Annotated in this window: 11 protein-coding genes and 1 pseudogene; 10 read left to right on the top strand and 2 right to left on the bottom strand. The window is 67.8% G+C overall.

Going from position 1 to position 23,326, the window contains the following annotated elements; all coding sequences use genetic code 11:
* Window positions 1-207 precede the first annotated feature (207 nt).
* The 7 genes from CG719_RS36965 (at window position 208) to CG719_RS36960 (ending at window position 10,461) form a co-directional block, all read left to right on the top strand.
* The gene (locus CG719_RS36965; protein ID WP_234375902.1) at window positions 208-1,371 is read left to right on the top strand and encodes a tyrosine-type recombinase/integrase; all 1,164 of its coding nucleotides are present in this window, start codon (window positions 208-210) and stop codon (window positions 1,369-1,371) included.
* Window positions 1,368-1,910, top strand: a complete 543-nt coding sequence (locus CG719_RS34060) for a hypothetical protein (protein WP_100572574.1) — start codon at window positions 1,368-1,370, stop codon at window positions 1,908-1,910. Before CG719_RS36965 ends, CG719_RS34060 begins: the two co-directional genes overlap by 4 nt.
* A gap of 275 nt (window positions 1,911-2,185) precedes the next feature.
* On the top strand, window positions 2,186-4,255 hold the full coding sequence (locus tag CG719_RS34055; RefSeq protein ID WP_100572573.1) for a Shedu anti-phage system protein SduA domain-containing protein: 2,070 nt from the start codon (window positions 2,186-2,188) through the stop codon (window positions 4,253-4,255).
* Window positions 4,256-4,719: 464 nt separating this feature from the next.
* Complete coding sequence (locus CG719_RS34050; RefSeq protein WP_234375901.1) at window positions 4,720-5,637, top strand: hypothetical protein; 918 nt, start codon at window positions 4,720-4,722, stop codon at window positions 5,635-5,637.
* Entirely contained in the window at window positions 5,622-9,137 is a 3,516-nt protein-coding gene (locus CG719_RS34045) for a DEAD/DEAH box helicase (protein ID WP_100572571.1), read from the top strand. The genes CG719_RS34050 and CG719_RS34045 overlap by 16 nt, the downstream gene beginning before the upstream one ends.
* A gap of 245 nt (window positions 9,138-9,382) precedes the next feature.
* Window positions 9,383-9,688 carry a hypothetical protein gene (locus CG719_RS36030; RefSeq protein WP_199836892.1) on the top strand — a complete coding sequence of 102 codons (306 nt, stop codon included), beginning with the start codon at window positions 9,383-9,385 and terminating at the stop codon, window positions 9,686-9,688.
* Window positions 9,685-10,461 carry a hypothetical protein gene (locus CG719_RS36960; protein ID WP_234375900.1) on the top strand — a complete coding sequence of 259 codons (777 nt, stop codon included), beginning with the start codon at window positions 9,685-9,687 and terminating at the stop codon, window positions 10,459-10,461. Before CG719_RS36030 ends, CG719_RS36960 begins: the two co-directional genes overlap by 4 nt.
* Before the next feature lie 830 nt (window positions 10,462-11,291).
* On the opposite strand, the gene CG719_RS34035 is transcribed toward CG719_RS36960, so the two are convergent.
* Complete coding sequence (locus tag CG719_RS34035; RefSeq protein ID WP_234375899.1) at window positions 11,292-17,453, bottom strand: DNRLRE domain-containing protein; 6,162 nt, start codon at window positions 17,451-17,453, stop codon at window positions 11,292-11,294.
* A 379-nt stretch (window positions 17,454-17,832) separates the two neighbouring features.
* On the opposite strand from CG719_RS34035, the gene CG719_RS34030 reads away from it, so the two are divergent.
* Window positions 17,833-18,303, top strand: coding sequence for a hypothetical protein (locus CG719_RS34030; protein WP_100572570.1), 471 nt, complete (start codon window positions 17,833-17,835; stop codon window positions 18,301-18,303).
* Window positions 18,300-18,671, top strand: a pseudogene (locus CG719_RS34025) (GntR family transcriptional regulator); the annotation flags it as partial. The gene CG719_RS34030 and the pseudogene CG719_RS34025, both read left to right, overlap by 4 nt.
* Before the next feature lie 355 nt (window positions 18,672-19,026).
* Here CG719_RS34025 and CG719_RS34020 read toward each other — a convergent pair.
* The gene (locus tag CG719_RS34020) at window positions 19,027-21,681 is read right to left on the bottom strand and encodes a DEAD/DEAH box helicase (RefSeq protein ID WP_100572569.1); all 2,655 of its coding nucleotides are present in this window, start codon (window positions 21,679-21,681) and stop codon (window positions 19,027-19,029) included.
* 914 nt (window positions 21,682-22,595) lie between these two features.
* Here CG719_RS34020 and CG719_RS34010 point away from each other — a divergent pair.
* A complete protein-coding gene (locus CG719_RS34010; protein ID WP_234375898.1) occupies window positions 22,596-23,006 on the top strand; it encodes a hypothetical protein in 411 nt (136 codons plus the stop codon).
* Window positions 23,007-23,326 lie beyond the last annotated feature (320 nt).

Genomic DNA, 23,326 nt, shown 5'->3' with positions numbered 1-23,326 from the left:
GGCCCCCTGGACGCCCCCGGCCTCAGGCCGGTGATTATCCATAGGGGCACGGGCCTGTGGGGTGTGTTCGGTGTGGTTTCCACCTGGTCGTGTGGCAGCTGTCTGGAACGGACACCGCTCCTCGGTGGGGGCTGGTCTGTTTGGTGGGTGGAACAGACCTATGTCGCTGAGCGTTCGATCTCTCCGTCGACTGGTGTGGAGCGGTGGGTGGTGGCCGACGCACGCACCTTCGAGCTGCATGCCGAGGCGTGCGCGTTCTTGGCGGGGTTGCGCAGCAAGGGCCGCTCGCCGAACACGGAACGGGTCTACGCGGGCCGTCTCGCCCTCTATCTGAACTACTGCGCGGGGCGCCGTATCGAGTGGTGGCGTCCGAGTTTCATGGCGCTGTCCGGGCTGCAGCAGTGGCTGGTCACCACGCCGCTGCCCGCCCGCAGCCGCCGCTCCCCGACTACGGCTGTGCCCCGCTACCGTTCGCAGGGAACGGCGAACGCGGTGATGACGGCGGTCACGGACTTCCTGCGCTTCGGTGCGCTCCACGGCTGGGTCCCCGCGCAGACGGCCGGCTTGTTGTCGGAGCCGAAGTACCTGCGGTTCTTGCCGGCCGGTTACGACGCCGGCGAGCGTGGCCAGTGGCGTCAGGTGCAGGTGTCGGCTTTTCGTTTCCAGGTCAGCGAGCCCGGCTACGAGGACCTGTCCCCGCAGCAGATCCGCCGCATGATCGCGGATACGCCCCGGGCGCGGGACCGTTTTCTCATCGCGCTGCTCGCCGCGACCGGCCTGCGGATCGGGGAGGCCCTGGGCTTGCGCCAGGAGGATCTGTACTTCCTGGCCTCGTCACGCTCGCTGGGCTGCCCGGTGGAGGGCCCGCACCTTCATGTACGGCGCCGCACCGACAACCCGAACCGGGCCGTGGCCAAGTCCAGACACTCCCGCTGCCTCCCCGTCACCCCCGACATCGTCGCCTTCTACACCGACTACCAGCACGAACGGACCCCGGTGGCCGCCGCGGCTGAGACAGGCATGGTGTTCGTGAACCTCTTCCGGCCCCCGCTGGGGCGGGCCATGACCTACCCGAACGCCAAGAACGTCTTCGACCATCTGGCCCGCCGCGCCGGGCACCCGGCTCGCCCGCACATGCTGCGCCACTCCGCGGCCACCCACTGGCTGCGTGAGGGAGTGGACCGGGACGTGGTGCAAAAGCTGCTGGGTCACCAGCACGGCCCACGGCGGCAGCCCCAAGGCGAACTACTACCCGGGCTGGGTCAGCCTGGCCGCCGTTCCGGCCGTCCGCGGCACCTATCCCGTGACCACGCGGGTGGATCGGGGACGCGGCGTTCGACCGCTTCGTCAAGCTCGCCGGCGAAGGCGTGACCACCAACGTGCAACCGGCCCGCCCCGTGCTGGTCGGCCGCCGCCAGGTCCGCTTCGAGGGCGTACCGACCGGCCAGCTCCACCAGGACGGCAGCTTCTACGCGGCGATGCCCATCAACCTCCAGAGCGACCACACCAACGACGACGGCCCCAAGCGGCTGTTCCAGCGCGGACTCGAACTCGACCTTGTGGCCCTGGTACAGGCTGCCGCAGCCTGGGCGGCGGAGACCGGATCGGCCGGCGACCTGATGCTGTCCGCAGCACTCCACCGCTTCGACGACAGCGACAAGCCTGTGCACCTGATCACGTCGGAACACGCCTTCACCCACGGCCCCGCGACGCCGCTCCCAGCAGCTCCTGCACAGACGACCGGCGATCTCGCCGCCATTGTCACCGACCAGCGAGAGGCCGTCGTCGTGGCCTGCGCACTCGTCTCCGACCTCCTGGCCGACATGGGAGCGCACGAGCCTCACGTCCTGACCCCTGAAGGAGAGATCCTGACCGACCGGCTCGAGGGCTTCCGGCACACGCTGCGGTAGACACCCGCCGACTGGCAGCACGAGACCCCAGGCCTCCGAGGCCTGGGCCGGAGGGCAGGGAGTGGCCAGATCGCACTCGCCATGGTGGTCCCGCTCCAGCAACGGCCTCGCCGGAACGGGCCGCGCTGACCGCGGGTGGGCCGGGGCGGGCCGGTCGACCGTTCCCCCACCGCCCCGCTGCCGCACTGCGCTTCGTCGTCTGACGTCTCGTTCGACAGATTGAAAAAAGTTCCGATCGACCGGTACCTGACCGCCCTGCCCTCCATCCTGGACACATGACGTCCAGCGACCCCGCCCCGGCACACGCGCAGCCATCGATCACGACGGTGACGCGGCACGACATCTTCAGCTATCTGCGCGGGATATCGAGCCCCTGGTGGGGGAAACGGGACGAGGTCACGTTCCTGGAGGACCTCTACGACCTGGACCGACCTCCGTCCGAGAACGGCCGGCTCCCGACTGTCCGCGCCGACATCCAACAGCACCGGATTAACAACTACGACCTGGACGACGACTGGATCTTCGAGGACTCTCGGCTGGAGCTCTCCGACGGGCCGGACGAGGTGCTGCTTGCCTTCCTGGCACGAATGGTCCATCCCGAGGTTGCGGCCAGCATCGAGGAGGCGATGAAGCAGGTTGAGGAGCTGAACCGGCTGCTGGCACCGGACGGGTGGGGCCTGCGTTCCTACGAGTTCCTCTCCGGCCGCCCGATCTACACGCCGGTCCGGCTTCCGCCCACGGGCCCGTTGGTCCCGCTGCCGCTGAACGACGACGACACGGGCAAGCTCGACCTGGTCCTCGGGCAGACCTACAGCCTCCTGGACTGCGCCGGCGAGGAGACCGCACGCGACCTGCTGCGCACAGCTGTCCTGACCCTGCGCCGCGACGGCGGCTTCTTCAACCCCGTGCCTGGTGACGGCTGGACGGCGGACACCTACGAGGCGGTCCTGATTGTGGAGCGCGAGCTCCAGCCCACCTGTGCCCCAGAGACGAAGGAGACGATCTGGCGGACACTGGAGACTTTGCTCAGCCAGCTCGGACGCACCGACGTCCAGGACCTCGTGGTCGAAGGCGATACCCGGCCTCTGCCCCACATCCCGCCGGACTGGCGGGACCAAGCCACCGCACCCGCCACCCCCATCGTTCGCGGTCTCCGCCTCCCCTTCACCACCACCGAGTTCGACGTCACCCGCGGGGACTTCGCCAACCTGGAGATCCGTGCCTCGCATGACAACAGCGGGTTCCACTACCTCTACGACACCCGCGCACGCCGGATGATCACCGACTTCGTCCTCGACGACCGGCCCCAGGTGGCCACACTGTGCAGCGTCACCATCATCAAGAAGGGCAGCACCTTCACGCCGAGGATCAAGCTGTGGAAGAAGGACAAGAAGAAGGCCGGGGACGTCTCCGCCACACAGACACTGCCCGAGACCGGGACCACCCGGGCAGTCAAGGCGCTCGTCGACACCGGGGACGTCCACGAGAACTTCTGGAAGGTCATCAACTTCCTCCAGGGCTGCGCCGGGCTGAGCACGCCCGGCGACACCCTCCAACTCGTGGCCGGTGACGAGGCCCAGCTGACCCAGCTGCTGACCGGCCAGGACCGGACGATGGTTCTCGGCGCGGTCAGGACCGCGATCGGCGGCGGGCTCACCGAAGAGGACATCCGGCTGATCAGCAACCGCAGAGAGCAACTCCATAGGTTCGAGCGGCTGCTGAACGATCCGGACTACTTCCAGCAGGAGGAGAGCCGGGCAACGACGCGCGGGGCGGAAGCGGTCTGGCAGGCCTTCTTCGAGGCGAACCAGTGGATCTTCGGCTACGGACTCAACCTCATCGCCTGCGAATCCATCGACGACGGCAAACTGGAACGCATCACCACCGGGGCCGACATCTTCGGCGGAGCCGGAAAGCGCATCGACGCCATCATGCGTTCCAAGGGCCTGATCAGCAGCATGCTCTTCTGCGAAATCAAGACCCACGACACGGAGCTGCTAGCCAAGACCCCGTACCGCGCGGGCGTTTACCAGGCATCGAAAGAACTGGGCGGCGGCGTGGCGCAGGTGCAGAAAACGGTCAGCAAGGCCCAGCAGCTCATCTCCCGCAAGTTCCTCACCCACATCTACGACGACGACGGCACCCCGACCGGCGTCGAACTGTCCACCACCCGACCCCGGCAGGTCGTGGTGATCGGAAGCCTGCGCGAGTTCACCCACAACGGCCGTGTGAACCCGGAGAAGATCAACTCCTTCGAGCTGTACAGGACATCGATCCAGGACGTCGAGATCATCACGTTCGACGAGCTCTACCAGCGGGCGTGCTTCATCGTCGAAGATCGCTGAGACTCCCATCTGCGATGTGCCAGGTTGGTGTCAGTGGGTGGGTGTCAGTGACGGCTTGTCAGGCCGGGGTGTTTCCGCTGGTCGGGTGTTGAGGAAGGGCGAGGTCACTGCCGTGGGGCGGTTTCTGTAGCGGCGCGGCTGTCATGGGGCGGTACACCCCACTCCGCTCCACTGTCTTGGGAACGGCACTTCTGACGCCATCCCCGACCGAGCGTCACTCTGATTGCGACGACTTACCTCTATACCAGGCGCAGTTCTCATTTCGGTGTCGCATGATGCGGCTGGTTAGCGGTGGCGGGGGCGGAACATGGAGTGAGACCCAAGAGCGACACTTGATGAGAATTTCCAGCGCGCTGAGGTGAGCCGTCGCACCTTGGCTTCCGCCAGGACTGGCGCGGGCCGCTCGATAGGGTGACCTTGCCGAGGGACGCCTCGGCCCCCTGTACCCAACCGGTACGGCGCGGGTGGTCTGGGACGAGCTGGGGGTTCGGGTGGCGGACGTTTCGCCCGCGCAGGCGCTGGCCCGAGCGACGGCCGTCGGTGGGCGGCTGGTCGATCTGGTACGACGTGAGCCTCGAGGAGACGATCAGAAATGCCGCTGGGAGCTCGTCGTGACTCTCAGCGGCAGCGCTGAGGACCGGGCGGCCGCCGGGTGGATCGTCGCAGACGAGATCATGCGGGAACGCACCGGCGGGCGTCCACGGTCCTACGGAAAGTGGCGCGAGGCCACGTTGAACGGGGTGAAGCTGACCGGGAAGGATCACGTCCTGGTAGAGCACTTCGCGAAGCCCGTCTTCAAAGCGGCAGCCGCGATGGAGGAGCACAACCATGGGCTGGCCGGGCACGTGGGCGAATGGCTCTGGTTTCTCTTGACCCGCGACCTGCCCCAGGACCCAGCGCGCCCCGTGGAGATCCTCGGACCGCCGAAGGCGGCCGTCAACGACGGAGGCGGCGACGGACTCGTTGTTTACCGGGAGGACGGAACGGCCCGGGGCTTCTCCTTTCGTCTGTGGGAGATGAAGAAGTACACGGGGAAGGCGAACCGGCCGGATGGGGCGATCCACAAGGGCTGGACGCAGCTCAGCACCGAGGGAGCGACCTACCTGGGAATGCTCTCCTGGGGCGACAAGCACCTTGCTGACGACACCCGTGAGTTCGTGGGGAGTCTGGCAGAGCAGTGGGTCGATGAGGAGGAGTCGGCCGGCGGCGGCGTCAGCGTCGCGCTGAACACCACGGCGATCCCGAAGAAGGCCTTCCATCTCGCGCACGAGCACTTCACCACCCACAAGCATCCCGGCGCGATGCAGGGCCTGGTGGTGGCGATCGACGATCTCGAGGGCTTTGCCCATGAGGTGAGGAAGTACGTGTGGACCGCACTCTAGATCCGGCTGTTCTCGCGACTGCCCTCGGTGAACACCGCTCCGGCGGAATCCTGCCCTCGGCGCAGGAATTGCTGGCGGCCATCACCCAACTGGAGATCGCCGCCTTCGGCAGGGACCAGGAGATCCAGGACGACGTGCTGGCGACGGCGTGGCTCCTGCACGGACTGGCCGCGGTCGAGCCTGAGACACCCGGGTTCGACCCGATGCGGACCCGGCAGGCCCTCGCGGTCAGCGCGCACGTGATGGACCTTGCTCTGGCCGACGGGCGACAGTCCCCCTCCGAGCGGTTGAGGATCGCTTTCGCCGCCCAGGCCGGGTACCGCAGGTGCGAGCAAGAGCCCAACGCCACCGCCGTCTACCGCCAGGTCAAGAACCAGGTGAACTTCACCTCCTCGCTCGCGGCGCACATCGACACCCTTGCCCTGGAGGCCGGCGTCGTGTTCCTGGGTTTCGAGCGGTCCGACCTAAACAGGGCCCTGTCCGCATGGCGTCGGCAGTTCGCGGAGCTCCGTGAGCTGATGGACGGCGATCCGCTCGCAGGCACGATGTACGGGCCTGCTGAAGGCGTCGTCGAAGCGGTCCACCTCCTGCGCCTGTTCCTCTCGTTCGGCGATCCGGACCGCCTGCAGGAGGCACAGGACCTGCTGGGCAGCGTGCTCGATGGCCGGGCCGGCCGCAGTGACCCGACCGCCCGCTGGGTCGCGGCCCACCTCCTCGGTCTGAGCGGCGAGATGGCCGCCAGCAGCCCGTACACGCTGCTTCCGGAGGGAACGCCGGATGCGGTTGCCCGGACCTTCACGATGTCCGATCCGCCGGTGATGACCCTGTGGCGCCCGCAACGCCAGTTGCTGAACCTGGAGCGGGGCAACCCGGTCGACCCCGCCACCAGCCGGAGCCTGATCAGCGTGCCCACCAGCGCGGGCAAAACGCTGATGGCCCAGCTGGTGATCTGTTCCCACCTGGCGCAGAAGCCCGGCCGCGTGGTCTATGTATCGCCGATGCGCAGCCTGGGCCGGGAGATGCGAGCCGCCCTGCGGGGCCGGCTGCGGCTGCTGGAACGCAAGCTGGTCGCCGAGCAGCCGGACTTCCCGCTCGCCGACGGCAGCGGCTCCCTCGTCGGAGACGTGGACATCATGACCCCGGAGCGGCTCATGCACATGATCCGCAACAACCCGGGCGCAGCGCTGGACGAGGTCAGCCTCATCGTCGTCGACGAGGCCCACCACCTAGCGCAGGGCCGTCGCGGGTTCGTACTGGAGAGCCTGCTCGCCCTTCTGCGGACCCGCTCCGATACCCGTCTGGTGCTGCTGTCCGCCGCTGTCGGCAACCGGGGTGCCCTGGCGTCGTGGCTGGACCCGGCGCGGCCGCCGGAGGAGGTGTACTTCACCGACGACTGGCGCGGCCCGAGGCGACTGCACGGCCTCATGTACCCGCAGCTGCTCAAGGACCAGGCCGAGCGCACCCCGCGCAAGCCAAGCAAGAACCAGCCCTCCACCACCCGGGCCACTGTGCCGGTGGCCCCCCGGCTCGACATTCGGCCGACCGCCACCAGCGGAACCTTCGGCCTGACCATCCCCAGCGTCGCCACCAGGGCGTACGCCTCCCCCAACTCCTGGCAGTGGAAGGCTGCCACCAAGCTCACGGGCGGTATCGCGGACTACGAGGTGTTCGCCGCCGGCGCAGCCGCCCTGACCCGGGCCGGCAGCGTCCTGATGGTCGTCGCCAGCAAAGTCATCGCCAGGAACGCCGCACGCGCCATGGCCAAGCACCTAGACGTCCGCCCCAAGGCGGCGGCGCTCACCGAGTTCCTCGCCGAGACCCTCGGCGAGCAGCACCCCCTGGTCGACTGCACCCGCCACGGCGTCGCCTTCCACCACGCCGACCTTCCCGACGACGTCCTCCACGCCGTCGAACAAGGACTTCGTGACGGAGACCTGCTAGCCATCGCCAGCACCACCACCCTCACCGACGGCGTCAACCTCCCGGTGCGCACCGTCATCATCAATCACACGGTCGAGGGTGATCCCACACGCGGGAACCAGCACGGCCTCAGTCCCGCGAAACTGCTCAATGCCATCGGCCGGGCCGGCCGGGCCGGGCGCGAGAGCGAGGGGTGGGTGATCCTTACCCGCCCCTACCCGCCCCAGGCCGCGGAGTTCGAGACGCTCACCCCCGACAGCGAGCGGCTCACCGTCACCTCCGAACTGCTCAGCGAAGACGCCCTGCGGTCACTGGCCCATGCCGAGCTGCAGCTGCAGAGCTCGCTCGACGGCCTGTTCGGCGTGATGGGAACCGTCGCGGCCGACTTCGCCGCGTTCGTGTGGCTCGTCCTGCAGACCCACGCCGAGACCCTCCACGCGCCCGGAGACCGGCTGGACCCGGTGCGCTCGCTGCTCGCGATGGAACAGGCCGACGATCCTTCGGTCCCGGCCCGCTGGATGGCGCTCGCGGAGAAGGTCACCGCGGTCTACGACGCCACCGACCCCGTCTCGACCCGCCGGTGGGCCAGCACCGGAACCAGCATCGGATCCGCCCGCTTCCTCGACCAACTCGCTCGACGCCTTGCGGAACAACTCCTCGCCTACGCGGTCCCCGAGGACACCCCAGACCAGATCAGCGCCTTCTTCGGGCCGCCCGAGTGGCCGCTGGAGCGGACCTTGGACTTCCTTGCCGAGCAGGGCGCCTTCAAGGACCTTCTGCTGACGCCCGAGGCCCGCGGGAGCTGGAAGCTGACCAACGAGCAGAGCAAGAGCCTGACATTCGACGTGCCGATCGACAACGCGGTCCAGGACTGGATCTCCGGCACCTCCATTCCGGAACTGGCCCGCACCTGGATGCCCGACAGCATTCCGCCCCATCCCCAGATGCTGGAGCTGACCGTCCAGAGCATCAAGCAGGCATTCGAACACGCGATCAGCTGGACAGCCGGTGCCCTAGTCAACCTCGTCAACACTCACTCCCTGCTGACTCCCACCACCCCCCGCCTGTTCGCACAAACGGCCTGGCACATCCGGCACGGCGTCAGCACCGAGCAGGCCATCACGCTACTGACCTCCGGCATCACCTCCCGCCGCCTGGCCCACGAGATCGGCCGCGCCGCGGCCGAGGCCGGTATCGGCTCCGGCCAGCTCCGCACCTGGGTCGCCGATCAGCAGATCGACGGCTGGGCCACCGCGTATAAGGCGAACACGTACGAGATCGAGGACCTCCTCGACTATGTGAGCAAACCAGCCAACCCGCTCAACGAACTGCTGCGAGGCCGTCCCGTGACGATCCCTGTTGCACGGGTAGGCCCGGGCACCGGAGACGGGCCGGTCACCCTGACCCACCCAGGCAAGAAGCCGACGACCATCAGCGTCAACCGCGACGGCAACCAGATTGCCGTCATCCCCGCCGCCTGGCACCACGCCGTCCTCACCCTGATCGACAGCGGCCTCGACCTCACCCACCACCTTGAGGCTGGGCAACTGGTCACCACCTTGGCCATGGCCAGCCTGTAGGGCGCCCAGGGCTGGCCGGCGCCGGGCGGGTCTGGCCTCCCGGTGATCTTCTGTTGCGGGTCGTCAGCAGGGCGGTAGATAGCTCGATTGGTGTCCAGGCGCTGGAGGATGCCGTCCGCGGCGAGGTGGGCGTGTGGCGTATCCATGGAATGGGGCCGTGGAATACAGGTGGGTGAATCGCTCAGCGACACCGTGCACCACAGGTGTTGCATCGGCTACGGTCGCGTCGACGGCTTCTGAGCTGCGTGGACTCGAACCGCACGCTCGCGGTGCCCCGGAGAAACTGCGGCGACTTCGACTGCTCTGGCGAGGACATCGAGCGGGACTGGGTGGCGCGCACGGGCTGTTGGAGCCACACCGAGCGGGTGCTGCTGACCTACGAGCAGGTGCGCGCCTACGAGCTGCCCGCGACCGAGGGCAAGCGCGGCGATCCGAGGTGGCCTGCCTTCGCCCGCCGCTACGGCTTCGACCTGCCGAACTCCGGCGCCTGGTCCTCGCCGCCGTCGACCCGTACATCGACCGCCGTGCCGAGGACGCGCACGACCTGGTGACCAAGCTGCGCCGGTACTGGGAGTGGGGCCGGCTGCTGCCACGGGACGCGGACAAGCACACCGTAGACCTGGCCCGTTCCCGGCCGGACGCGATCGAGCACGTCGACCACGAGAAGCGGCTGTGGCGGCGGGTCTACCCGCCGCCCGGCCGGGAGGGCCTGGTGCCACTCGCGTTCGTGTTCGCGGACACCACCGAGGCGAAGGTCGCCAACACGGTCGCGGTGCTGGAGGAGGCTGGCCGCCGCTACTGGTCTCCGCGCCGGTACGGGAGCTTCTACCGCGAGGCGATCACGGCGAAGGACTACAGCCAGGCAGTGCCCGTCGTCGTCACCACCCTGGAGCAGCTCCAGGGGCACGGCGCGGACGCGGCGGTGTGGCGGCGGCTGGGGCGGGAGAGCGAGCAGACACTGACGGCCGCGCTCGACAACCCCGACGGCGATGCCTTCTTCCGTGAGCAGGAGGCCCGCGCCGAAGCGGAGGACAAGCGGCGCCGCGTAGCTGAGCGGGAGGCGCAGCGCCCCGTGTGTAAGCGGTGTGGGCAGAAGTTCACCGACCAGCGCTGGGAGGAGACCACCGCACACCGGACGGCCTGGAGTGCCGGGGACGTGTCCGTGTGCGGCACCTGCCACGCCGACGATGTCGCCCGCGAGGAAGCCGCCGCCGAAGCCGCCCGCCTTGAGGCCGCCGCGCCGCCGGAGCCGGAGGACGACCAGAAGCCGTGCCGGGGCCGCAGCCTCGGCCTCACGATCCGCTTCGAACCGATCTCAGCCTGACCTGCGAACTACACGTCATTTTCGTGTCAGACCCGCTCGGGGTGTTCCGCCTGTCCGGGAACGTACGCAGGGTGGCAGCGCATGCCAGCCGGGGAACGATGTCGGTAAGCCGGGTGCGCGAGAAGCGCATGCCCGGTTTGACGGGCGGGGGCTGGAAACGGAGCCTTCACAGGCCACCGTGCCAGTCCCCGCCCCTACTGAAATGTTGGGTCAGGTGGATGTCGACGATGAGTCTGGTCTACGGCCGGTACTTCCGTCGCGGTCAAACAAATGCCGCCTTTTCACGAGGTACCGCATCAGCAAAACCCAGGCAAATCCCAGAAGGAAGGATGAGGATTCCAGGAACGCCGGGCTACGAATGCCGTCTTCAATCCACAAGGCTATATAGACACCAATGGGAATCAACCCGAGAAGGAAGAATATGATCGAGCTGCGTACCAGGACAGGCATTTTGTTCATCGGAGGTTACTCCCGTTATTTCTCGCATCATGCGGGATTGTCCAGGTCTTCATCGCCCGGCCGAACGGCGCATTGCGAGCGACGCGTTGGCCGGGGCCGGGTATGGGCGGCGATGCCTCTTGCGAGGGCAGGTTTGGGCGCTCCCGGTTCCGCCCTGGAGGCCTCAATCTGCCCGTCCCCGCCTGAGGGAGGGGAAGATCGAGGCCGCTGTTCCTGACTACTTCTGCGTTTCAGCAGGCCCACGTGGCCGTTGTGGTGACCGAACAGCCGGCCCCCGTCAGGTCAAAGCTCTTGCCTGATCAGCCCGGGTTGATCTACGGGATGAAGAGCCGTCCGTGGCCGCGGAGGTCGCGAAGTGCAGCTGGAGCATATTAGCACCTCGTCCTGTACGGATAGGCATACCACATGGGCACATAGTTCACTACCTTGGCCGTTCCGAAAATCCCCAGGCACAGCCCTCGATTATAGGCGCTTGTGGCGGTCGCCTGGATCCAGATTCCGATCGTGAGAATGGTCGCCGCCACTGCCGGGGCCCTCCAGGACCATGCGGCGATCGCGCCGTACACGTAGTGCGAGTAATCTTTGATTTTTCTCGTCCAGCTGCGGGTGAACTTCATCCGCACTGAGGTTCCGGCGTGGTACCCATATGTCTGGGTCGAGAAGCGCCAGGACCAGAATTCCCATTTGTGGATGATGATTCTCCCGAAGAAGTAGTAGTAGGTCCTCCAGGTGTGCCACTTTCCGTCGAGGTCAACTTTGTTGACGGGATCGGCGGCTGAGTAGTCGTAGGAGTTTGCATTTCCTCCGTAGACGGGGTCAACCGAGAGGAACCGCCCCAGGGCTGGGTCGTAGAGCCGAACGCCCATGAGTATTGCCCCGGTGAGGGTTTCGCTGGAGCGTTGCTTTTCACCGAGCCATCCGTAGCGGGTGGTGGTGCTGCCTGATACGGGATTGCCGTACTCGTCCTGGCGCAGGACCGTTGGGCTCTTGGTGGTGTCGAGCGGAAGCTGCACACCGACGTCACCGTGGATGTTGGTCAGTTGGAGGACGGCGTGACCGGATGCCGAGGTGACGGCCTCCATGTTGCCCGTCAAGCCTTGGACGTTGCGGGCGATGGTGCCGTTGGAGTCCTCGACAATCCAGGACGGGCTGTCGCTGTCCGAGGCGTAGTGGCTGGTCTTCCGGCCTGTCTGGCTCCAGGTGCCGCCGGTGCCTTGCGTCTCCGTGGTCCAGGAAGCAAGGCGTCCTGCTGCGTCGAGGTCCCAGGTCTGACGTTGGGAGCCATTGGTCTGTCGGTGGACCAGGTCGTTGGCGTAGTAGCCGATCGTGGCGCCACTGCTCTGGGTGGTGGTGCGGCCGAAGGCGTCGTAGGTGATGCCGGTAGCGATGAGCCGGTCGGCGCTGTCGTAGGTGTTGGTGGCGGTTGTGGTGCCGGTGTCGGTGCACGCCGAGCCTGGGGCGCTCGTGCTGGTGGCTAGGGCTGTGCGGTTGGTGTTGTTGTCGAAGATGTACGCCCGGCGGGTGCAGGTATCGTCTGCCGCGGTGTCATCGGTGCGGGTGAGCCGACCGAGCTTGTCGTAGGTGTACTGCTGTTCTGTGGTGTCGCCGGCGGTTCCGGCGTGGTGGACGATCCTGCCGTGCACGGAGTAGTCCACGGTGTCGGCCAGGACGACGGCGTTGTCGGTGTTGCGGGTGTAGATCGCTGAGGTTTCGTCACCTGTTTCGTTGAGGCCGGCGGTGAGGGTGTAGCCGCCGGGCAGGGTCTCGGAGGAGAGCTGGCCGTCGGCACCGTAGGTGGCAGTGAAGGCTCCGGCGACCGAGTCGGTCATGGACGTGGGGAGGCCCCGCGGGTCCTTGGTGGTGTCGTAGGCGTAGGTGGTGGTGGATGGTGCCGAGTCGGTGACCTTGACCAGGCGGTCGAGCAGGTCGTACTCGGTGGTAGTGGTGTTGCCTGAGCCGTCGTTGTAGGAGATCTGGCGGCCCAGTTTGTCGAACGCCGTGGTGATGGTCTGCGCGTTCGCCGACATCGTGGCCACACGACCGGTATTCGCGTCGTAGGTGGTGATGGAGTCGGGCACCGCGGTGCCCACCCCGCCCGTCACGGCTACCTTGGTCACCCGTCCCGCGGTGTCGGTGGACATGGTGGTGGTGCGGGTGACGCCGTTGGCGGTCTCCCTCACCGTGGCCGGCTGCCCCCACCAGTCGTACTCGAACGTCGTGGTGGGCAGTTGGGTCGGATTGGTACCACCGCCGGTGATTGCACCTGCTGGCCCGGTGGAGCAGACCAGGTCCGCCCATTCTGGACGCCCGTTACATGTGCCGGTACCGCTCGGCGACCAGTACGTGGTCACCGTGGCGCCGGCATCGGTGCCGGTCGACTTGGGCAGGGTCGTCTTGATCACCCGTCCTTGAGCGTCATAGGACGTCGTCTTGGTGACGTTCAGCCCGCCCGCATCCTCGACCGTGCTGAGTTGGAGTCCCTTGGCCCAGTCGTAGGTGGTCTTCGTGGCTTCTGCGTCCGCGTCGGACGGATAGCCGGCCACGTGGGCCCCCACGGTGACTGTGGTCGGCATATCGCTGACCTTCGCGGTGCCGTTGGTGGGCCGGCCCTCGTCGTAGGCGGTGACCGTGTGCTCCCGTGCCGCCACTTCGTCGCCAGCCGGCACGTCGGTGCCCCCGGTACCGACCTTGAGCGCGGTCGTCAGAGTCACCAGGTGCAGCGGGCCCAATACTTCCAGTTCCCGCTGGCCATCGCTGCTATAGAGGTAGGTGCTGGACAGCGACTGGGCGCGTTCCGCCGTCGAGGCATTGCTGATGCCCAGGCGTGTGAGCTTGTCCAGGCCTTCGCCGCCTGTGGCCAGGGCCAAGGCATGGTTGCCTGCGGTCAGCTCCCGCACCGTGTTGCCAATGCGGTCGTACTCGGTGGTGGTGATGTGTCCGCCGGGCGATGCGGTGTTGACCTCACGCCCAGAGGCGTCGACGTAGCTGATCTGGGCACGCTGGTAGTCGGTGGCGGTCAGAGTGCGGCCGTCGTGCGAGGCCGGCACAGCGTCGGCGGGGAAGACGGCGGTCGCGTCGGTGGGGACGTCGTTCTGGCCCCACGTCTCCACCTCCGCCGTACCCATGTTGTACGGGGCGGCGGTTCCGGTGAGGGGCACGTCGTAGACCATGTTGGTGGCCACGGTGCCCTCGATGATGTCCGCCGTGCCCTGCCGCAGCCCGGGGCGATATGCCTTGAGCAGCATGCCCTCCCCCGCGGTGGCGGCATTGCCGGCCTTGCCATAAGTGAAGGTCCATGCCAGCTCGCCGGGCGAAGTGAGCTTGGTGACCCGGCCGGCGGTGTCGTAGTCGTAGTTGGTCTTCAGTGACGGAGTGAGCTGCGGGTTCCACGCCTGGCGCAGGCGACCCGAATCGTCGTACGCGTAGGTCTGCACAGCCTTCGACGTCGCAGCCGACGCGCCGGGCTCAGTGGACCACAGGCGGATCTCCTTCACCTGGTCGCTGTAGTTACCGAACGCCGAACTGGTGGCGGTGGTGGAGGTGGCGTAGACGAATTCCAGGGCCCGGCAGCCCTTGGTCGACGGCGTGGCGACGCACGCGTCGGAGGGCACCGCGGAAGTCGAAGCGATCACCGACTTCGGTCGGGCCAAGGTCTGGCTGCCGGAGAGCACCTTCTCCGAGACGACCGTGACAGTGGAGTTGGACGTCGGCCCATACGAGGTGGCGGCCTGCCAGGTGGTTGCGGCAGGATCAACCTTCGCGAGCGTCGTGGTGACACCGCTGACGTCCTTCACTGTGAAGGACCCGGTCAGCGAGCCGGTCAGGGTGAGAGACTCCGATCCCGGCTCCGGCTTCCAGCCGCCCGTGCTGGTGGCCGTGAAGCCAACGCCGGCTCCGCTGGAGTCGAGCAGTTCCACGGACGTGGCCGAGGTCTTTCGGATGCTGCTCCAGTCCGAGCCATTCACATCGGCAGTGATGCCGGAGATCCAGTCGGGGCCGAAGATCGGCGCCTGCCCTTCCATCGTCACGTCGGAGGTGGCGCGACGGGACGACGTGGACCGCGTAACGCTCAGCCCGAGCGCGGAAGCGTCGGCCTCGGTCAGGGTGAGGTCGCCGGTGAGCATGTTCACCTCGCCTGGGCCCACCTCTTGCGTGGGCGCGTCGCCGGCTTCGCGGTCGACAGTGACCGTGACCGGCTGGGAGTAGCCGGTGGTGGTGCCGTCGGTGAATGCCGCCCGCACGTCGATCGGGCCGTCTTCAGCGAAGCTGTTGGTGATGTTCCACACCAGCGCCGGCGGAGCACCGTTGGGTGCAGCCAGCGGCCAGGAGGTCACGGCGGAGCCGTCGGAGTTCTTCCTGACGTCGGCCAGCCGGACGTTCTGCCAGGTGTCGGTCTCTCCGCGCCGGTACTGATACGTCACGCCGGTGTAGGTGGTCTTTCCGGTGGCGGCCAGTGCGACCCGCCGGGCAGGGCGGTCGCCGTCGCCCGGGGTGAGGATCGCGGCGCCGTCGGCGCCGACACCGAAGGTGTACGCGGTCGTGGCGGTGGATAGGTTGCCGCCGGAGTCGACGGTCTTGGCGTACAGGGTGTGCCAGCCATCGCCGGGCTTGATCGCCGCCGTGAGTGGCTTGCCGCCGGTGCCGCTGACCGTGTCGTACACCCGCTTGGGTATCGACGGGTCATCCAGGCCCCAGTAGTAGCCCATCCCGTCGCTGGAGGTGGTGGTGAAGGTGCACACCGCGCCGCTGTCGGACTTCGTCGTCCACGTCTTGGCCGTGTACGGGTCACAGGAGATGCCGGGCGCGGCGGGCGGGGCGGTGTTCAGCGCGAACCTCGTGTACGCGGACCAGGGCCCGTAGTCGGTGCCGTCATAGCCCCGCACGCGGAAGCGCAGGTGGCTGCCCGCGGGGAATGCGGACGCGGAGGGGATGGCCAGCTTGGCCGTCGCGCCGGACGCCACCGAGGCGGAGGTGCCGGTGTGGGTGTAGGTGGTGTCCGGTTTAGCTGGGTCGGCGACGACCTCGAACTGCGCCTTCACGCTGTCCCCATCGGCGTCCGTCACCTTCGCCGACAGCGTCGGCGTCAGCGACGTCACGTACAGCGTGCCGTTGTATGGGTTGGCAAAGCTCGGCGAGATCGCCGCCGACGCGGTGGTGGGGTAGGAGTTGTAGGTCACCACGAGCTTCGGCGCGTAGCCGGCGGTGGTGTAGTTCGCCGACCAGAACCGCCGCCAGTTGGTGAGGTCCTTCTCGTCCGAGCTTCTCAGCTGGATGCCGTTGTTCGCTGCGCCGTTGGCCCAGTCCTGGACCATGCCGGTCAGTGTCCAGTTCGACCAGGCGGCCGGGCAGGAGGTGTTGTAGCCCCAGTGCCCGGTGTTCTCGGCCATGTTGGCCGTGGTGGTCGACGGCTGTACACCCCAGGTCACGGTGTGGGTGTCCAGGGCGGAGGTGACTCGCTTGGCCTGGGTGGTGGCCGTACTGGTGCAACTGGAGGAGTAGTGCGAGTACAGCGACATCTTGGCGCTGGTGATGTGCTTGCCGTTGAAGGCGGAGGTGTTGAATTTCAGGTACGACCGGGCTGTATGACCGCCGCCGTCGTACGTGCCTGACTTCAGCTCCGGCGAGGAGACTTGCGAGTCCGGGTAGTCCGGGTTCTGTACCCAGGTGTCGGTGGTCACCGCGAGCGTCGTGGTCGGATCCACCGTCACCGGATACGTCGCCGTCGTCAGGAAGTCCTGATCCGGGGTCAGGACTAGCGTTTGCGAACCGTCAGCGGCGGTCTCGATTTTCGTGTCCACCCGCTGCTGGTGCGCCGACTCACCCGACACCTCGTCCTTGGACGCATCCCACATCATCGGCGCCGGCGCTTCGGCCACCAGGGCGCCACCGCTGTTCTTCAGCAGCAGGTGCCCCGAGCCGGTCTGGGACAGCTTCAGTCCGTCCAGGTTCAGCGGAATCCGGTAGGACAGGGTGTCGTTGTCGGGCCGCTGGGTGAGCTTGATGTTCTCCGAGAAGCCCTGCGGTAGCGCGGTCACCGACAGGGTCTGGCCACCGCCGAGGCTGTAGGAGGCGGTGTCGTCCTTCACCGACGGGGTGGGGAGTTTGTCCTTCCAGCCCAGCCCGAACGACTCCCTGCCCTTGGCCACCGACACCAGACGGGTGTCACCGCCGTTGGAGACCGTGATATCCGCAGCGGCCGCCTGCGGCTCCAAGGCGTCTCCGGTGTCGGACAGCGAGGTGTCAATGTCCTTCCACACCCCGTCCCGCTGCACCCGCACCGGACCCGCGAACGCCTCCGTCTGAAACCCCCCACTGGGCAGCGCATACGTCGCCGAGTCCGCCGTCCGCGCCGACAGCACCTCGATCTTCCGGTCCTGCAGACGGGCCATCAGCATCGCAGACGCCTCGTCCTGCGCCTCCGCAGGACCCTCCGCCTTCGTCGAATCGGTCGGTGCGGACGACGTGGTGACGGCCAGCTCTGACGCGAACACCAACCCACTGTCCTGCGCAACCAGTGCCGTCTCGGCTGCCATCGTCAACACCACGCCGACGGCTATCTGCCGCAACCGACGTGACCTCTGTGCACGTCTGGAACGTGATCCATCAAGGATCACCGGTCTATGACGCACGATCAACTCTCCCTCGTTCGTAATCAACACAACGAGGTGATCATGACAATACGTAGCGAGGCCGACGCCACTAGTCACCAACATGGGTCAAAGGAAACCCATAGAAAAGTCAAAACTTTGCGAGTTTGCGTGACGGAATGGCGAGTCGACGAACGCCGGGCGGACCGTTCGCCAGCTTCGCCCGTTATGGAAACGTAAAGCAGTGCTCTGCTTCAGTGCGAGACTTTCCCAAAAACTGAAGGAAGAGATGGAGTAACCGTGAAGAACTCGACAAGATCGACTGGTGGCCCTGCTGGCGATCGCCGGCGCGGTGGCCACGCCGGACGACCTCGGGCGAGCCGGCCGCGAACTCACTCTCACCTGCCGGGACATGACCGAGAGCCACAGCCCCTGGCCCGGGTTCTACTACGGCGTGCCCATGCTGGCCTCGCTCGCCGTCGCCACGATCGCGTGCGGCTGGTCGCTGCGGCGGATCGCCACCCGGCCCGGCGACGAACGGTCACGCCGTGACCGCTCACTGGCGATCGTGGCCGCCTGGGGCATCGTCGTCTCCACCTCGCTGCTGGGCACGGCCTCGACGGCCTCGGGCGCCCTGACGAGCATGACGTGCGACGGCACGGCCGGCACCGCCGCAATCGCAATTCTGCTGCCGCTGGCGCTGGTCTCCCTGCTGACCGTGCCGTGGATGCTCTTCACCGTCTGCTCGCCCCGGGCGGCATGGCAGCGCCGGACGGACCGAGCGGCGCACCGGTGAGCGGCGCCGCAGTCCGGATCGACACGACCAGCCCTGTCCCGCCCTACGAACAGATCCGCGCTCAGCTCGCCGACCTGATCGACAGCGGCCGGCTGGCCGAGGGCGAACGGCTGCCGACGGTACGGCAACTGGCCGCGGACCTCGGCCTCGCGGCTGGCACCGTGGCCCGCGCCTACCGCGAACTGGAGGCGGCCTCCCTGATCCGGACCCGGCGCGGCGCGGGGACGCGGGTGGCTCCCCCGCCACCGGGTGCCCACCGCCGCGAGCCACCCGAACTCACGGCGGGGACCAGAGACTTCGTCGCCTGGGCAGCGGCCCTGGGCTTCGAAGAGGACACCGTGTTGGAGGCTGTACGGCGCGCCTTCCGGGAGCAGGAGACGCAACGCGTCCGTACCCGTACGCCGGGCGAGGAAGACGGCAGGAGAACAGGCGGCCGGAACGTGGACGGATTACCGCCAGGACCAGACTCACGGCGCCTCTGACCGTCATGCCACGGCGAGCGGGAAGCCCTGCGCCTCGCATAGCACGTGCAGTGTTCTGGCCTTCTAGGCTGGCGTGGCGAAGGCCTCCTGCAGCGTGGTGGCCATGCTGCCCACCGTGATGCCGCGGGTGCCGGTACCCGGATAGCCAGGTCACGTTGCGCCGGTAGACCGGGCCGACCGGCCCGGCCGCCGCCAGAGGCCCAGGCCCCTGGCCGCTGCTGTTCGGACGTCTTCGCCCGCGTCACCCACGGCGGGGCTGCGCAGCCCAGGCATAGCCCAGCTCGGCCAGGGCGGCCCGCTGTTTCGTATTCAGCCGGTCACGCCTGGCCTTCTGGTTACTCAGAAACACACCCAGCTTGATCGCCGAACCGTCCGGCAGCACCTCAATGTGCGCCCTTCCAACGACGGTTCTACCTTCCCGCTGGATGTACTGGGTAAGGGCTGTCAAGCCGTGCTGGAAGGCTGATGCCTTCCCGGCGCCCTTGGCCGCTGTGACCGGGGCGGGCCGCTCGGCGGGTTTCACGCCCAGTGCTGCCAGCCGCTGCTGTTGCTCTTCGGAGAGTTCCGTCCAACTGCGACGTTGCTGCTGGAGCCACCGTCCGATGTCGTCACCCTCGAAGACGACGCCCGGCGCGATGTCGGGCAGCTGGCCGTCGGCGTCGACCAGGTCCGCCAGGACGCGGTAGTGCCGCTGCCAGTCCAGCGGCCACGGGCAGTCCCAGTCCGGGTCGATCTCCGTCAGCTGCGCCGCGCGCTCCGCCGCCCGCTCAGGGTCCTTGCCCAGGCCGTTCTTCGCGCCCTTCCGGCGGAGGTTGGCCATGTGCTGCCCGACCGGCACCATCGCCTCGCTCTCGCCCCACACCGCGTCCTGGCGCGGCGCGAGGTGGCCGGTGGCCTGCCGGTAGGAGCGGAGCGCGGCGAGCTTGGCCTCCCATGCTTCCTCGCCCGGCTCCCAGAGCATCCCGGCCTCCGGCAAGTCGAGCAGCGTCTTGCGCCGTTCCTCCAGCTCCCCGGCCCGCAGTGCCTTCCTCTGCTGGTGCACCCACCTGCCCAGCGGGAACGCTTTCGTGACGCCGACTTCGATCTCCGTGTCGTACGGGACGGCGTAGACGCCGGTGATCTCGTTCTCCTTCCGCCAGCGGATGAGGGCCTGGTAGCCCTCCAGCCAGACCAGGGACTCGGGCCGGTAGACCCGGGTGCGCAGGAACGCCGCGATCGTGGCGGCGTCGCGCGGGCTGGAGAAGTGGAGCAGGGCCGACTCGGCAGCGCCGGCGGTGCCGCCGGGCTCCTGGTCCTCGCCGTCGCTCTCGCCGCCGGCCCCGACGATTCGCCCGTCCTCGTTACGCTGGACGTGGACCTTGCGCTTGCCGCTGGTGAGCGCGCGGGAGGCGAGCTGCTCGACCAGGCGCTCATCGTGGCTGCGCAGACCCTGGAGCACGGCCACGAGCGGCTTGAAGCTGGCGCTGGCGACCATGTCGGTGGGGTCCTCGCCAGGCTCCAGGAACACCGGCACGATGATCCGCGCGATCTTCGTGCTGCCGTCCTTGTTGAGGCGGAGCGCGCGGCCGATGTTCTGCACGATCTCGACTTGGGAGCCGCGGGTGTCGGCGAAGCAGATGGCTTCCACGCCTCGCTCGCCGGTGATGTCCACGCCCTCTCCGAGTACACGACAACTTGCCAGGAACGCCCGGTGGACGCGTCGGCCCGTGGCGTCGATCCCGTTGGCGAACTGGCGCAGGACCTCGCGGCGTTCGGTGACGAGGTGGTCGCCGCACAGCCACGCCGACCACACCCGGCCCGGCGGAACGTGGCGGCCGGCCTCCAGCTCGTAGAACTCCGCGTCGATGGAGGACTTCGGCAGCTTGTCCGCGGCGGCCAGGTCGTCGTCGGACGCGTCGTTGACGTACAGCTCGGCAGCGGTCTTCGGCAGCTTCTCCGCGAACGCGGCGGCCTCCTCTACTTTCTGGTGGAACGTCATGACCGTACGGAGGTTGTACGCGGCGGCGTGCTCCAGGAGGGCGGTCTGCAGGAGCGCCAGGCGCCGGCCGCGCCGCGCCTCCTCCGACTCCCCGAGAACGGGGGAGGGGTCGCGGATCTCCAGGACGTCGATCTCGAACCCGGCGAGGATCTCCCGCTCGATCGCTTCCGAGAGTCCGAGCTCTGCGAGCCACGCGCCGTAGGTGCCCTTCGGGTCGTCGGCCATGGTCGCGATCTCCGCTTCCTGGCCGCCGGTGCCCTTCTGCGGGCGGGCCGCGGCGAGGATGCGCGGGGTCGCGGTCAGGTAGAGCCGGAAGTCCGCCGGGATCCGCTGGTTGTCGTGGATCGCGGCCCACGGCCGACCAAGATCACCGGCGGTTCCGTGGGCCTCATCAACGATCGCGAGGTCGAAGCCGTCCATGCGCTGGCCGTAGAGCCGGTCTCCGCCCGCCAAGGCGGCCTCCAGCGGCCCGCGGACCTTCCGCTGGCCCTCGGGTGCGTCGATGTCCTCGCGGTCTACGAGGGAGGCGTACGTGGCGAACATGACCACCGGCCCTGACCTGGCCCACAGTGCGAGCTGGATGGGGTTGGTGGTGGTGTGCACCCCGAGCTCGTTCAGGACCGGGTCGTTCTCCAGCGAGCACACTGCGACCATCGGGGCCCGGTGACCGACCAGGCGCCACGCCTGGGCGGTCTGCACGAGCAGGTCCAGGGTCGGCACGGTCACGAGGATCCGGCCGCCGGGGAAGCACTCCAACGCGCTCGCGGCGGCCGTGATCGTTTTGCCGGACCCGGTCGCGGACACGATCGTGCCCCGCGCCCCCTCCGACGGTACAGCTGATCTTGCAGGGAATCCCACCCACTTACGGAAACTCGCTTTCTGGTCTACCTGGTGTTCCCGAAGCTGAATACCCAGCATTCCCGCACTCCTCTTCTGCTTTCTTTTCAATTTGCTTCGGAAATCACTGGGCGGCGTGAAGGGCGAGGACGGACACCGTGCCGTCCTCGCCCACGACGATCCGCTCGGCAAGCTGGGCCAGGACCTGAGAGGGGCGCAGCCCTGCCCGGTCGGCCATCATCCGGATCCGGCAACCGGCCGCGGGGGCAGCCAGACCTCCGCTCGCAGTTCACCCGCTTCCTCATCCGCGCCGCCGACTTGCCGCTGTGTCCCGAAGGCGGCCTGTGCCGCATGAGCACCAGCACGCCGTTCCTCACGCTCGCGATCCCACACTGAGCCCTGAGTGTCCTGTTTCGGCTCGTACACGTTCCAACCGGCTGTAGTCATCAAGTCCCTGACGCGCCGCCACTCAGCCGTGTTTGGCCAGTCAGATGGCAGCCATCCGCTCCCGGTCCATCTCGAACTCGTAGAAGGAACCGTTCCCCCTCAACTGCTCTGCGGTTCCCCGCTCACGACAGCGGCCTCCGCGACCTTTTCCGCAACGGCGGCGACGTCCAGGTCATTCGCCTGACGCCGGATCTGATCCCGCGCCACGTCCTGAGCATTCCACATGCGTTTTCCCTTTTCCGCAGAGCGAGCATCCAGGCTCGCATCGGGTGGGTGGTGGTGTCCCGTGTTCTCGCCAACGGTACATGGTGCATCAACTTGATGCACTCACTACACTGAAGCCCTCACGAACGAGCAACCCCCGCCCCCTGCAGCCAGCCCGGCCCAGGAGCGCAGCGGATGGGCCTCACCAGTCCTGGATCACGCCCCGAGCTGACCTTGGTGCACACTCCGGCTTGCGACGCATGAGTTTGAGTACTCATGCGGGGTGGCTTTCCCGCACGTCACACTGTCCGTGTCATGACAGATCGTCAGGAGGGGCAGGCGTGATGAGCAAGGGCAAGACCGTGGCAGTGGCGATGCTGGCAGCTTTTGGGGCAGTGGGGGCAGGGGCCGCGCCAGCCGCGGCAGCTGGTGGCCTTCTTCCTCACCCCGGGCCTGAAGGTCTGGTGTGGGTGGAGGAGTGGACAGGGGATGGCGGGGTCGCGTCCGGTGGGGCATGGGAGGGGCTGTCGACCGTGCTCACCGTGGCCTGTGAAGGCGGAGGCAGTGTGGTGGTGACGATGGAGTCACAGCAGGTGCGGGTGGCCGAGTTCACGGTGGACTGCCCTGCCGGCAGTGCGGGTGTGGGCTCGGTGACCATGAATGCAGGTGTCGTACAGCCGGGCTCTTTCACGGTGGGCGTTGATGCTTCGGATGAGAGCATCCGCTGGGCTTTGACGGTGACCCAGCCCGAGTAGAGACCAGCCCGCAACACTCCGCCTTTCACCGGCGCCCGGGCCGCAGGCCCGTTGGCCAGTCCCGCGCAGCGGGGCTGGCCCCTTGGTGGCGCGCAGCGCCGCGGGGGGCTGGAGCGCAGCGGAGGCCCCTTCACGGGGGCACAGCCCCCGCCGGCTCCGGGAGCGCAGCGGACGGAGCGTCACCCGGCTTACTGCGCAAGCCGGGCGAGCGGGACGCGCAGCGTCCCGCAGGCGCTCCCGCGGAGCGGGAGCGCAACGCCCGTGCGCAGCACGGGCGTTCGCTTGCACATCGCGCAGCGATGTGGTACCCGCTCCGCGGG

This window comes from Streptomyces sp. CB01373 (assembly GCF_002803075.1).
Classification (GTDB): Bacteria; Actinomycetota; Actinomycetes; order Streptomycetales; family Streptomycetaceae; genus Streptomyces.
Note: the sequence above shows the minus strand (reverse complement) of the source record. Positions and strands in the feature narration are given on the sequence as shown.